Annotated in this window: 11 protein-coding genes; 1 reads left to right on the top strand and 10 read right to left on the bottom strand. The window is 51.1% G+C overall.

Annotated features, from left to right (window positions below):
- Window positions 1–150 precede the first annotated feature (150 nt).
- From mukB to cmoM, 4 genes are read right to left on the bottom strand one after another with little or no spacing between them, the layout of a single operon-like run.
- Window positions 151–4,599 (bottom strand): chromosome partition protein MukB, encoded by a 4,449-nt coding sequence (mukB, locus tag DXU84_RS05755; protein WP_153375063.1) that lies wholly within the window; start codon window positions 4,597–4,599, stop codon window positions 151–153.
- Entirely contained in the window at window positions 4,596–5,327 is a 732-nt protein-coding gene (mukE, locus tag DXU84_RS05760) for a chromosome partition protein MukE (protein WP_013574848.1), read from the bottom strand. Before mukE ends, mukB begins: the two co-directional genes overlap by 4 nt.
- On the bottom strand, window positions 5,308–6,630 hold the full coding sequence (mukF, locus tag DXU84_RS05765; RefSeq protein ID WP_013574847.1) for a chromosome partition protein MukF: 1,323 nt from the start codon (window positions 6,628–6,630) through the stop codon (window positions 5,308–5,310). Before mukF ends, mukE begins: the two co-directional genes overlap by 20 nt.
- Window positions 6,627–7,412, bottom strand: coding sequence for a tRNA uridine 5-oxyacetic acid(34) methyltransferase CmoM (cmoM, locus tag DXU84_RS05770; RefSeq protein ID WP_153375065.1), 786 nt, complete (start codon window positions 7,410–7,412; stop codon window positions 6,627–6,629). The genes mukF and cmoM overlap by 4 nt, the downstream gene beginning before the upstream one ends.
- Window positions 7,413–7,567: 155 nt before the next feature.
- Here cmoM and elyC point away from each other — a divergent pair, with 155 nt between their 5' ends.
- Window positions 7,568–8,347 (top strand): envelope biogenesis factor ElyC, encoded by a 780-nt coding sequence (elyC, locus tag DXU84_RS05775; RefSeq protein ID WP_013574845.1) that lies wholly within the window; start codon window positions 7,568–7,570, stop codon window positions 8,345–8,347.
- 1 nt (window position 8,348) lies between these two features.
- Here elyC and DXU84_RS05780 read toward each other — a convergent pair whose 3' ends face one another.
- From DXU84_RS05780 to DXU84_RS05805, 6 genes are all read right to left on the bottom strand, one after another.
- Window positions 8,349–9,242, bottom strand: coding sequence for a YcbJ family phosphotransferase (locus DXU84_RS05780; RefSeq protein WP_121019482.1), 894 nt, complete (start codon window positions 9,240–9,242; stop codon window positions 8,349–8,351).
- A 195-nt stretch (window positions 9,243–9,437) separates the two neighbouring features.
- Entirely contained in the window at window positions 9,438–10,196 is a 759-nt protein-coding gene (kdsB, locus tag DXU84_RS05785) for a 3-deoxy-manno-octulosonate cytidylyltransferase (protein ID WP_013574843.1), read from the bottom strand.
- Window positions 10,193–10,375 carry a Trm112 family protein gene (locus DXU84_RS05790; RefSeq protein ID WP_013574842.1) on the bottom strand — a complete coding sequence of 61 codons (183 nt, stop codon included), beginning with the start codon at window positions 10,373–10,375 and terminating at the stop codon, window positions 10,193–10,195. The genes kdsB and DXU84_RS05790 overlap by 4 nt, the downstream gene beginning before the upstream one ends.
- A 381-nt stretch (window positions 10,376–10,756) precedes the next feature.
- Window positions 10,757–11,980, bottom strand: a complete 1,224-nt coding sequence (locus DXU84_RS05795) for a winged helix-turn-helix domain-containing protein (RefSeq protein WP_153375067.1) — start codon at window positions 11,978–11,980, stop codon at window positions 10,757–10,759.
- 95 nt (window positions 11,981–12,075) lie between these two features.
- Window positions 12,076–12,288, bottom strand: coding sequence for a cold-shock protein (locus DXU84_RS05800; RefSeq protein ID WP_013574840.1), 213 nt, complete (start codon window positions 12,286–12,288; stop codon window positions 12,076–12,078).
- 261 nt (window positions 12,289–12,549) lie between these two features.
- Window positions 12,550–12,759, bottom strand: coding sequence for a cold shock domain-containing protein (locus DXU84_RS05805; RefSeq protein ID WP_013574839.1), 210 nt, complete (start codon window positions 12,757–12,759; stop codon window positions 12,550–12,552).
- Window positions 12,760–12,801 lie beyond the last annotated feature (42 nt).

Genomic DNA, 12,801 nt, shown 5'->3' on the forward strand with positions numbered 1-12,801 from the left:
TGCGCAGCACCTTAGCGTTGGCTTACAAACTATTTAGTTCACCACAACTTTTTAAAGAAATATAAGTGAAATGGATGCAATTTCAATAAAAAGCCCCGGCGCTCAGGCCGGGGCTTTTAAAAATCAGACATCTTATTTATCTGAAAACACTCAGGAAACGTCAGCTTCCGTATTGACCAGTGCCGGAAGTTCAGGTGCGAATCCACGCAAACCGACCACGTGTACATGTTCATTATTGCCGAACACTTTACGTACCAGTTTATAGGTCGTGCCTTTTTCAGGGCTGATGTTTTCCGGTGCCGCAATAATCAGCTGCATTTCCAGACGGTCGCAAAGCTCGAACAGCGTGGCGATAGATTTAGCATCCAGACGTGCGGCTTCATCAAGGAACAGCAGACGACAAGGCGAAATATCCTTCCCGCGCATACGGCTCGATTCGTCTTCCCAGCTCTGAACCACCATCACCAGAATCGACATACCGGTACCGATCGCTTCACCCGTTGACAGCGCCCCGCTTTCTGCGCGTAACCAGCCGTCAGAACCACGGTTCACTTCCACTTCCATTTCGAGATAGTTGCGGTAATCCAGCAGTTCTTCACCAATAGTTTGCGGTGTGCGCTGACCCATATCAATTTGCGGGTTCAGACGCTGATAGAGTTTCGCCAGCGCTTCCGAGAAGGTCAGACGCTTACTGCTGAAGAGATCCTGATGCTGTTCCTGCTGTTCAGACAACACATCCAGCAGTCCCGCGTGCGCTTCGCGTACATTCACGTTCAAACGCACACTTTTCACCTGACCAAAGGCCACAGCCTGCAGGCCCTGGTTCAGCTGGCGGATACGGTTCTGTTCGCGCTGAATGGTTTTACGGATGATATTCGCCACACTTTTCGAACTGATGGCCAGTTGCTGCTCGCGGGCTGTCAGTTCTTCGGTCAGACGGCCCAGTTCGATTTCCATCTGTTCAATCGCTTCAACCGGATCATCGGTACGAATAATATCCTGACGGATACGTTCGCGCAGATGCTGGTATACAGCAATGTAGAACTGGATTTTACGTTCAGGGCGTTTTGGATCTTCGGACAGACGCAGTACATCGCGCAGATGTTCGTTATCAGAGACCGCCAGACGCAGCGCGCCAAGGGATTTATCCGACATGGAACGCAGTTCGTCGCCATCCATATACGCCAGCTCACGACGGTGCAAACGACGTTCAACGCCATTGTCTTTCACCAGACGCATCACCGCACACCAGCCCGCTTTCGAGGTCACTACCTGTTCGCGGCTCTGATGATAATCACGCTCAAGTTTGCGCAATTTCTTCTGCAGGTTATCCATTTCTGCTTCGCAGAAGGTGATTTGTTTTTCGAGCTGATTACAGCGTGCCCGGTTGGTGCTGAGCGCGGTGTGCAGTTCGTCACGGCGGGTTTTAGCACGTGCTTCAGCATTTGCATCAGCCTGAACACCGATATCCTGCAATTCCTGGCTAAGTTCTTTGAGCATATCGCGTTTGGCATCGAACGAACTTTTCAGCGAGGCCAGAACCTGACTGTACTGCGTCAGTTGTGTCTGATGCTGACGCATTTGTTCACGGGCACGCGTACGTTCCGCTTCCGCATGTTCCAGACGCTGACGCAGTTTGTCATTCAGATCACTGTTTTCATTCAGCATGCCGGCGGAGTCGGTATAGCTGAAGTGAGCACGGCGCTGAACCACTTCCGTCAGAGCGAATGCCTGTTGCTTCGCCAGACGCTGTGCATGCTGCGCCTGTGCGTAATCTTCTTTCAGTTGCTCATGCTGTTCCGGGTCGCTTTGCAGCACCGATACCAGCGGTTCCAGCTTGCTCAGTGAAACACCGTGTTGCTGAATGAAACGGGCGGAATCCTGTGCCTCTTCCATTTCTTCGCGGATTTCTTCAACGCGATCAATCAGCGTTTCGTCACACAGCAAGCCGACACGTGGCTGCAATTTATTGAGCATGCCGATAGCGTCTTTCGCCTGCTCGTATTGCTGACGCTGTTGCTGATTCTGGCCTTCATGCGCATTGATAGCGCGTTCCAGTTCGCCACGACGCCCGCTCAGAGTGCGGATTTCAGCTTCCGGGTCGGCGTCAAACGCCACGGCTAAATGACTGCCGATGAAACGACTAAATGCCTGATGTGCACGCTGAATTTTCTGCACGTCAAACGACAATGTCGCGTAACGCTCTGACAGGTTTTCGCGTTCTTTATGCAAGGTTTCCAGACGGTTCTCACGCGCCGCACGGCCAAACAATGGCACCTGTGGGAAGTGAGAATAACGCCACTGGCGATCACCCGTTTTGACCAGTACCGCGCCCTGCATTTCTTCTACTTCAAAGACATTGTCATCAAATGACTGTGGATCCCCTTCGATAAGATAGAGGTCTTCCGGGCAATCATCCACCCCATCCAGCTGATCGCGGATCAGGGATAAATCAGGCACCACAATCGCGTGGCGTGACGGACCATACAATGCAGAGAAGTAAGGCGCATCGTCGATGGTGACGTCATCATAAATTTCCGACAACAACACGCCACCGAAGCGTTCTGCAAGCGCGATCATGCGGGAATCTTCCGCACCACTTGGCTGGCTGAGGCGGGTTATCTGCCCTTCAATACGACGCTTGCGGGCAGCCACTTCGTCACGCTCAACCGTCGTTTCGCGTTCCGTTTCCAGCAACTGCTGCATGTATTCGGTCACCTGCTGGCTGCTTTCCAGCGGTTCCTTACTTTGCTCGCTTAACTGGCTAAGTGCTTCCTGCGCGGCCAGCCAGACGGGTGCACGGGCGGTCAGTTCGCGAATGCGAGACTGAACACGTTCAAGTTCCTGACGCATTTCCATGCGACGCTCACCTGCCTGCGACACAACACCCTGTAATTCTTCGATCTGTACTTCCAGCTCACGCTGCATTTCGTCCAGATCTTCGGGATGCACATCCTGACCCGTACGCTTGCAGAATTCCTGCAACTGACGTTCGGCATCCTGCTGTTCACGCAGGCGGCCTTCAAGTTCGGACAAGCGCATGCGCAGCGGTTCGACACGTTCGGCCTGATGCTGTTGTGAAGACCAGTCGCGCAGTAATTCACGCGCCGTTTGCCAGGCGTCACTGCGGCTCACTTCACCGGCGATTTTTACCACCAGCTGATAAGCCGTTTCAAACTGATTATGGGCGGCAGAAGCGACGCTCATCTTCTGTTCCAGCATCAGCAGGATTTCAGTCGCTTCCTGCTCTTTACTCTGGAAAGTTTCCAGCCATGCTTCACTGTTCTGAATGCTCAGATCGGGGATCTGGCACAAATCGCGCGCACGCTCAATGGCCTGCAACGCCTGCTGATACTGAATCGCACGGGTCTGCTGAACATCCAGCGCCTGCTGGTAATCGGCCAGCTGGCTTTTCAGCTCATCCACTTCCAGTTCAGCGGCTTCAGCGCGCGCTTCATGTTCAGCGTGCAGCTCGCTGGCTTCAGCCACCACTTCGTTCTGTTCTTCGAGACGATACGTCAGCTCTTCGAGATCACTTTCATAACGCTCGATTTTTTCCTGTTGACGCATTGCCGTCTGAACCAGACTCAGATGATCGCTGGCAGCCTGATAATCGGTTTCTAAATCGCTTTGCGCACCACTTTGCTCAGCCAGTTCACGTGCCATTTCGACATGACGGTATTGCTCGCCGGACAACTGTTTGCGGCTGGTGAACAAATCATTACGCAGTACCAGCGCACCATCGAGATGAATACGGCGTTCATTGGCGTGACGCATATAGTCTGCAGCCACGTAAGACGTCGCTTCAGAAATCAGGTGTTTAAACAGGTCGCGGTCAGACTGAGTAACGCGGATAGCTTCCAGCGTCATACGGTTTTCACGCAGCGCCGCTTCCATATCCTGGAAGGCTTTCCGCACACCACTGTTTTCCGGCAACAAATAGTCGCGCAGGGAACGGGTGATGGCACTGGAAATACCGCCATAAAGCGAGGCTTCAATCAGACGATAGAACTTGCTACGGTCGGATGCCGATCGCAAACGACGTGGAATAACACCCAGATCAAACATCAGGGCATGGTAATCGGTAATCGAGTTGAACTGCTTGAACTGCACGCCTTCCATCGCTTCCACGCGATCTTTCAGTTCCTGCAAAGACAGCACACGAGCCTGACGCTCGCCGACCGTTTCAGTCAACATTTCCGTCGGATTGACCGCAACCGGCAAGCCCTGAATCGTGAAAGGTTTAATGTCGACTTTACGGTCACGACCAGCGACCTGCTGCAGACGAACCCCCACGACAATACGCTGGTGACGGGAGTTCACCACATCCAGAACCGAGTAACAGACACCCGCGCGCAATTTACCGTGCAGGCCTTTATCACGCGAACCGGAAGTTGCGCCCGCTTCGGTGGTGTTACGGAAATGCAGCAACGTCAGATCGGGGATCAGCGCCGTAACGAAAGCCGCCATCGTGGTGGATTTACCGGCCCCGTTACCGCCGGAAAGCGTGGTGACCAGTGAGTCGAGGTCAAAAGTACGGGCAAAGAACCCGTTCCAGTTAACCAGCGTCAGTGAGCGAAATTTACCGCGTTCAATCATTCCTGTTCATCCTCTGCGCTCTCATGCCCTTGCTGCACTGCCAGCGATTCGCCGTCCTCACTTTCGTCATTCAGTGACAGCGCGCTGTCGACCGGCATTGCTTCACCGTCGCGGATCATCCGCAGTTGTGCTTCGCGCGCGTCATCGCCGCTGCGGACATCCGCACCAAACCGGAATACCGCTTCAGTGATACGGAATTTGCTGCTATCAACCCCCATGAAATACACCATGCCCAGCCGGCGTAGTCGGTTCAGGGACGTGCGGACTTTGTCCTGCAATTTCTGGCGATCCAAATCTGAGCCGGTTGAACGTTGGTTGACGTATTTAAGTAATTTGCTTTCATCCGCCAGGCTCAGTAATTCGTCATACAGTTCCTGCTGGGTAAAAATCCCCTCATGCGCCAGACGTTCCGGGCTGAGATACAGATAGCAAAGGATTTTACCCACCATCATATCCAGCTCAGAAAGTACGGAGCGCGGGATAAGCGTGGTGGAGCGCGGGCGCAGGTAGAAGAAACCTTCTGGTGCCCGGATTAACTCCACGTTGTAGCGGCTGTAAAAGAGTTCCATTTCTTCCTGATAGTCCATCAGGAAAGCGTGGTTATCCAGCTCATCAATACCGATATGACGGCCAGAACGCAGCTGGCTGTCGAGAGCAGGAAACACTGAGTTCGCCAGTGCCTGCGCCAGCTTAGCTGGCATTATGTGTTCAATATTTGTCGATGACATGGGCCTGCACCTTGGCTCCGTAATCATTGATTGCCTGCCATTCGGCATGCAATCCTGAAAAATCTGCTTCAGCCACACCAAGGCGCACAGCCTGGTCGACCACAATTCGCGCGACATCAAAATGTCGGGCACGCGGATACTGTTTAAGATATTCGCGCATTACCATGCCCAGATTGAGCGGCGTTTTTTGTTGCTGATAAACCTGTAATGCCTGTTCAATCAATGCCGCAAGTTGTTCGCGGATTTCGTTAAATTCTTCAAACTCAAGATCTGGCGGAAGTTCGCCGGTCACTTCCTCGCTGCGCAAGGCCAGTTCTTCATCGCGCATATCCAGCAGACGGTCAGCATTGGCGAAGGTCAGCGTCCATGGCTGATCAAAATAGTTCTGAACCGACTGGCGCAGACGCTGGGCGAACACCCGGTTTTTATCCATGTCGATGGCGGTACGGATAAATTTATGCACATGCCGGTCATAGCCAATCCACAGGTCAATAGCCTGCTGGCCCCAACTGGTAATGCGGTCGAGTTTGTTCTGCAGGTCGAAAACCAGTTTGTCGACAAAGCTCAAATCGAGTTCGACCATCGTGGCATCCTGAATACGCATAAGATGCGCCTGCAACAGGTTACCGGCCGCCTCGAGCGTATCCTGCAATTCACGCAGCGTGCCGGAAGTTTCTGACAGGAGGATTTCACAACTGGAAATTGCCGCACGCCAGTCTTTATTGAGCAACGCGGCAATGTCGTCTTTCACGCCCTGCTGCTGCTCGTCCATGATCCGCTGGGTCATGTCGATACTGTCAAAAATTTCAGCTACGGAGTATTTAAGTGGCGCGTAAACATTGCGATGCCAGTGAAAATCATCACCGCCCTCTTCGGCTGCATCGGCTGCACGCTTGAGTTCCTGAGCAACGATCGACAACTGCATAGACAACCGCAACGTTGAGAACTCACGCTGGCGGATGTAATAATCTGAAATGCCGATCGCCAAAGGCGTCAGGCGATAAATGGCATTACCGTCGGCCAGTTCACTGACAAAACGGTTGAGCAAACGCTGACGCACCATGTCATTGATGGCGTTATTGGCACGTACGGTGATGGTTTCATTTGTCTGCTCAAATCCCTTGCTGACATGACGAAACGCGTCGACCAGTTCACCCTCACTCATTTCTCCATCAAGGCGCTCGCTGTTTAATGTGGCGATTGCCAGAAGAAAAGCCAGCCGCTCCGTTGGCAGCGAAATTGAGAAATCATTTTTGCGTGCCCAGGCGACCAGTTCGGGTACAGTCTGGGAAAATTCACTCATAATTCGTCCTTCAGAATGGGTTTGTGCGCCATCACGTGGATGTAACGTCCCAAACTAACAAAAGGTTCCTGACGACAATAACGCTGTTCCAGCGCCAGAAGCTCATCAAAATCCTGTTTATGTTGTTGTCTGTTTCGCAAATAATCGTGGAACACTCTAACACCGGTCTTGCCGCTGATCTGCATCCCAAGTTCTTCCAGCCACTGGTAAACCTGTGCGGGCTCCAGCGGGTGATCGGGTAACAGGGAGCTTTTTTTGATTTTTGGCACACCCGCTTCAACATGAGCAAAATTGCCAAGGATCATGTGCCGCATGACCAGACCGTGGATATTGTAAAACATCAGTGATATTGCGCCACCGGGGGTCAGACAATCGACCAGTGCGACCAGAGCCTGTTGAGGTTCGGCCAGCCATTCGATGACCGCATGGAACAATATCAGATCAACCGGCTGTTCCAAATGTTCGGCGATATGCTGAGCCGGACATTGTACAAATTGCATGTTGTCGCTCACACCTTTTTCCAGCGCAGCCGCCTCGGCGCGGCGGATCATCTCACCGGAGAGATCACACAACAAGACCTTATGTCCTAAAGCTGCCAGTTCACAGGCCATTTGTCCTTCACCGCCGCCCGCATCAAGGATGCGCAGTGGCCGCTGAGGCAAAGTCTGTAGTAAATCATGCAGATCCTGACCCAGCACAGCCTGACGGATACGTCCCTTTGTTGTGCCGTAGATATTGCGCGAAAACTTCTCGGCCATATCGTCGAAATTACGATCCTGCATGAAATGAACCCTGTTTCTAAAAACAATTTGTTAATGATGGCTGTGCGGTGATACCGAGTGAAGTGCTATTTTGGCACAGGCTGGCATAGAATAAATCATCCTGACGCGGATTCACGCCCGGATGTCGTTTTTTCACCCAAAAGGATCGGTTTCTGATGTTATTTATCCTAAAAAAGACGCTGGGGGGCCTGCTATTACCTCTGCCATTTATTCTGCTCTTCATGGCGATTGCACTGGTGTTGCTGTGGATGACCCGCTGGCAAAAAACCGGAAAAGTGTTTTTTTCACTGAGTTGGCTGCTTCTGTTGCTGCTCAGCTTGCAACCTGTTGCGGATAACCTGCTGCGTCCTATTGAATCGGTTTACCCCACTTACCAGGCCAGTGGCAATGTGCCGGTAAAATATGTTGTCGTACTGGGCGGCGGTTATACCTATAACCCGGCGTGGGCACCGAGTTCTAATCTCATCAATAACAGCCTTCCTCGCGTGGCCGAAGGGATCCGCATTTACCGGGCAAATCCCGGTTCAAAAATGATCTTCACCGGTGCGCGGGCCATGACCAACCCGATGAGCAGTGCTGCGGTCGCCGGGAAAGTTGCGGAGAGTTTAGGGGTGCCGGAGAGCGATATTATTCTGCTCGACAGGCCACGGGATACACATCAGGAAGCCTTGCAGGTTAAAGAAATGCTGGGAGAGCAGCCGTTTGTGCTGGTGACGTCGGCAAACCATCTGCCGCGGGCAATCATTTTCTTCCGGCAACTGGGACTGAACCCTATTCCGGCACCAGCGAATCAGCTTGCGATAGATTCCCCGCTCAATCCGTGGGAAAAAGCGTTGCCACAGGCACTGTTCTTGTCTCACAGCGAGCGGGCATGGTATGAAACGCTGGGGCGCGCATGGCAATGGATGACGCTGCCGGCACCCGCAGCGAAGTAACTCAGTTAAGCCACGGCAACAATTGCTGCCGTGCATAATCGAATTGCCGGCGATCAAGCTTACCGGTATGAATCAGATGCGCGACTGATTCCCACACCAGATACAACCAGCGCCGTGCGAGGAATGTTTCTGAAACAGGTGCTTTTTGCAGATAACTGAACAGCAATTGCTCGCTCATGCCTTTTTCCCACAACCTGAAAAGATCAAACTCCCTCGGCGCCCATAACACGGTGCCGGGATTAATCATTGCCAGCAGTTGATCGCTGCGAGGATCTTTGAGCATGCTGCGCAACGAGAGATTGCCGTGTACCAGTACCGGTGTATCGTCGAACTCTTCAAATAGCTTAGGAATGCAGGCACGGGAACGGAAAAGCAGCGTGCGGTCGTCAGGTGTGAGTTCGGATGCCTGTAAATTCGATAACGTTGCCCACAACACCTCCACCCGCTGCGGGTACCAGTTTTCCCAGCGATTTTCCTGCGTGCTGTCAACAGAACCGACACAACCGTGGCTGTCAATCCGGTGCCACGCCAGCATCGCCTCGACAATTTGCTCCTGCAAGATTTGCCAGCGTTCAGGGGTGCGTGTTGGCGCTTCCGCCGATACGCCGCGCAGACGTTCAATCAGCAATATTTCCTGATACGGTTTCTGATGCGTGGTGACCATGCCATAAACCGTAGGCACCCTCACCACGCCCTCCCGCGCCAGCATTGATAATTTATAAGCCTCCTGCCCGGCGATTCCCTGACAAGTAAAACTCTTCGCCATCAATGGCATCGCATAACCCTGCTCATCATAAAGGGAAAAAAGATGGGCATAAGGCTGCTCACTGACACATTCGAGGCGGGATAAACGCTCGCCCAGCACAATACTCAATTCGGCTTTTAGCTGTTCCATAACGTGTTCGCAGTGACGAATAAATTAACGTTTATGATGAAAGTTTCAGGAAAGGATTACCCCGTTTCAGATCAAACAAAAACCGGATAGTCGGGGCAGAAACAGGAAGGCAGTGCGCAAAACGAAAAGAGAACAGTGATGACAAAACGGAATGCCGGAACATTCCGCTTTTATGACTTTTTATACTCTGTGTGGTCAGGAATTTTTATGCCCCAAAATCACGCGCACACGTTCCAGATCCTCAGCGGTATCGACACCCACAGAAGGAATGGCCTTCGCTACATCAACGTGGATTTTTTCACCGTACCACAGCACCCGGAGTTGTTCGAGTAATTCGATGTGCTCAAGTTTAGTCGGTTCCCACTTCACATACTGGCGAATGAAACCAGCACGGTATGCATAAATACCGATGTGACGAAGGAAGACATCACCAACCGTTTCTTTCGACACGGCAAAACGTTCACGTTCCCAAGGAATTGTAGCGCGGGAAAAATACATGGCGTAACCTTTGGCATCCCGAACCACTTTGACCGCATTCGGGTTAAACGCTTCTTCCGCTGTTTCAATTGGCACTGCCAGTGTTGCCATTCCTGCTTCACTGTTTGCCAGATTATCAGCCACCTGACGGATGATAACAGGCGGGATCAGCGGCTCGTCGCCCTGAACATTAACGATAATTTCATCATCGGAAAACTGACATAAATCGATGACTTCTGCCAGACGCTCAGTGCCTGACTGATGATCAGGTCGGGTAAGACAAACTTCACCACCCGCAGCTTCAACCGCCGCCACAACGTCAGGATGGTCTGTCGCAACAATTACACGTTTAGCACCCGACTCCCGTGCACGTTCCATCACATGCACAACCATAGGTTTACCGTTGATATCGGCCAACGGCTTCCCCGGCAAACGGCTTGACCCGAAGCGGGCCGGGATAATAGCAACAAAACTCATGGGTGTGTCTCATCAACAGAAAGCGGGCGGGCCTCGTTTTCTAATAAAACAGGGATACCCTCACGCACGGGATAAGCCAGGCTGTCTGCCTTACACACTAATTCCTGCGACTCTTTATTAAAGTAAAGCTTCCCGTTACATACAGGGCACGCAACGATTTCAAGCAAACGGTGGTCCATAAATTCCTCCCGGAGGCGAATACACCGCATTTTCAGCAAGGTGTAACGTAAAAAAGCATTGGAAACACAACATAGCGGTTCAGGAGAATAACATAACGCCGCACCCCGCGTTAATCCTCACTCATCCTCCGATACGACTTCAAAGAAGTTACATTTCTGTAAATAAAAAATATCTCCTGAGGAGCATTGCGCTGCCGATTTCGTGGGAGTACAATTTTTTTGTGATGCACGTCACACTAAACACCTTCAATATGAGCACTAAAAATGAAAACCATTAACAAAATCATCGCAATGTTCGCTAACTTCAGCCACTAAGCTGGATGCCACCTGCAATCATCGTGAAATAACGGCTGCCTGATGCAGCCGTTTCATTTTGTGACATTAAATCTGCCAGTCTCTTTCCCAAAACACCGTTAACGTTTCAGGTACTTTCAAGGTTTTGACTTTTTCAGCTCCCTGCCACTGTGCAAACCGGCTGATTGCTCCGTGTATATCTTTTGCACGTCGTGAAGACATCGTCACATCGGGCTCGAGATGGAGGCTTTTCACTTCCAGTAGTTTTTCTTTGCGATGCATTTTTGCATCCACCCGACCAATCAGTTCACCCCGCTGCAGTATGGGTAGCGTGAAATAGCCGTACTGGCGTTTTGCTTCCGGCGTATAGCATTCGATCCGGTATTCAAAATTAAACAACATTGAGGCGCGTTTACGATCCCATACCACGGGATCAAAAGGTGAAAGCAGCGTGGTGACCGTTGAACCGATCCGTGATTCAGTGGCTTGTTGCAGAAGGGGAAACTGTTTCCGGTGGACATAGTAAATATCTTCAAGCCCGGCCACTTCGACCGGTGTAATTTCCTCATCCATCAGTAATTGTGCAATCACAGCCTTGGTATTCACCCGCCTGAGGCGATAATAGTCCGCCAGCCATTCCGGTCTAAAGATGCCAAGATATTGCGCCGAGCGCCGCAGCATCTGATATTCCGCTGCAGACTGTTCAAGAGTCTGGCTCGCATCGTCCCAGCCAGGCATTACCCGTTCAGCAAGGTCGTAAACCCGGTGGAAATTACGCCGTTCAGACACCATCAGTTTCCCGGAAGTAAACAATGTTTCCAGGTGCTTTTTATGAGGCTTCCAGTCCCACCAGCCGCTGGCAGACTTTTTATCTGTACTGAAATCGGCCGAACGCACAGGGCCATTTTCAGCAATGTGTCCCAGCAGTGCCTCAATATCCGTCTGATGTTCATCAAACCAGGTCTGAGAAAATTTCCACCCCATCCCCTGAGGATTGAGCATCCGGTGGCGCAGGAGTCCGTAATCTTCACTGGGAATAAAACAAGCCTCATGCGCCCAGTACTCGAATATTTTTCCTGCCGGGAGGGCTTGTTCCAGCCATTGAGGGTCGTAATTACCTAAGCGGCTGAACAACACCAGATAAGGACTCCGCGCAACCACGCTTATCGTGTCAATTTGCAGCAATCCCATATCACGGATCGCCTGAACGACATCCGTAGCAACAGGCTTTCGGGTCACAGGTTTAAGAAGATTTTGCGCAGATAGGTGCAGGGTGCGGGCTGAAGCAAGAGATATAACCGGGTGAGACATATCGGTATCCGTGGCAGCAATTTAACTGTGGATACCGATAGCATATTTTTACCGGAGCGTAAAATTCAACTCAACGGTGAACAACAAAACCGGACTCAGAAAGCAATAACATCAGCCGCGGAAGGGCCATGTGTTACGCTGCGGTAAGTGGTGAACTCCACCTTCTGACCGGCACTCAGAGATTTATTCCCTGTATTGGCGATGGAAGTACGCTGAACATAAATTTCAGAAGAACCATCAAGCGGGCAAATAAAACCGTAGCCTTTAGCCTGATTATACCATTTAACTAAACCCATTTTTAACATCATAATTTCTATCCTTTCTTTTGGGCATCCATGAACACACTTTTTTATTATTGTTCGGATGCGTTTGCCCATTGCTAAGTTATTTTTTTATAAAAAACCTCTAATGAGCGAATTAGTTTTAACGACTACTTTTACAACTTTCATGACGTCTTATAAACGCCGTATTTACCTTTTCAGGTATGTAAAACCCGCCATCCGGCGGGTTTTACTCTGCTGACATGATTAGCGATTAACGTTGTTTCATATCATCACGTTTGTCTCTTATCAGAGTGCAATAACGTTAGCAGCAGCAGGACCACGCGGGCTATCCTGAATGGTGTATTCTACACGCTGGCCTTCGGCCAGAGTTTTGAAACCATCGGTTGCGATTGCAGAGAAATGTACGAATACATCCTTACCGCCATCAGCCTGCTCAATAAAACCAAAACCTTTGCTTTCATTGAACCACTTAACCTGACCATTTTTCTTCGACATATTTAAAACCTTTTACAAAATATAAAATCCTGCCATTCGGCA

This window comes from Rahnella sp. RcJ3 (assembly GCF_009498575.1).
Lineage (GTDB): Bacteria > Pseudomonadota > Gammaproteobacteria > Enterobacterales > Enterobacteriaceae > Rahnella > Rahnella aceris.

Excerpts from the sequence above, each read along its gene's own strand:
- mukB (WP_153375063.1), bottom strand. The coding sequence starts at position 4,599 with ATGATTGAACGCGGTAAATTTCGCTCACTGACGCTGGTTAACTGGAAC.
- mukE (WP_013574848.1), bottom strand. The coding sequence starts at position 5,327 with ATGTCATCGACAAATATTGAACACATAATGCCAGCTAAGCTGGCGCAG.
- mukF (WP_013574847.1), bottom strand. The coding sequence starts at position 6,630 with ATGAGTGAATTTTCCCAGACTGTACCCGAACTGGTCGCCTGGGCACGC.
- cmoM (WP_153375065.1), bottom strand. The coding sequence starts at position 7,412 with ATGCAGGATCGTAATTTCGACGATATGGCCGAGAAGTTTTCGCGCAAT.
- elyC (WP_013574845.1), top strand. The coding sequence starts at position 7,568 with ATGTTATTTATCCTAAAAAAGACGCTGGGGGGCCTGCTATTACCTCTG.
- DXU84_RS05780 (WP_121019482.1), bottom strand. The coding sequence starts at position 9,242 with ATGGAACAGCTAAAAGCCGAATTGAGTATTGTGCTGGGCGAGCGTTTA.
- kdsB (WP_013574843.1), bottom strand. The coding sequence starts at position 10,196 with ATGAGTTTTGTTGCTATTATCCCGGCCCGCTTCGGGTCAAGCCGTTTG.
- DXU84_RS05790 (WP_013574842.1), bottom strand. The coding sequence starts at position 10,375 with ATGGACCACCGTTTGCTTGAAATCGTTGCGTGCCCTGTATGTAACGGG.
- DXU84_RS05795 (WP_153375067.1), bottom strand. The coding sequence starts at position 11,980 with ATGTCTCACCCGGTTATATCTCTTGCTTCAGCCCGCACCCTGCACCTA.
- DXU84_RS05800 (WP_013574840.1), bottom strand. The coding sequence starts at position 12,288 with ATGATGTTAAAAATGGGTTTAGTTAAATGGTATAATCAGGCTAAAGGC.
- DXU84_RS05805 (WP_013574839.1), bottom strand. The coding sequence starts at position 12,759 with ATGTCGAAGAAAAATGGTCAGGTTAAGTGGTTCAATGAAAGCAAAGGT.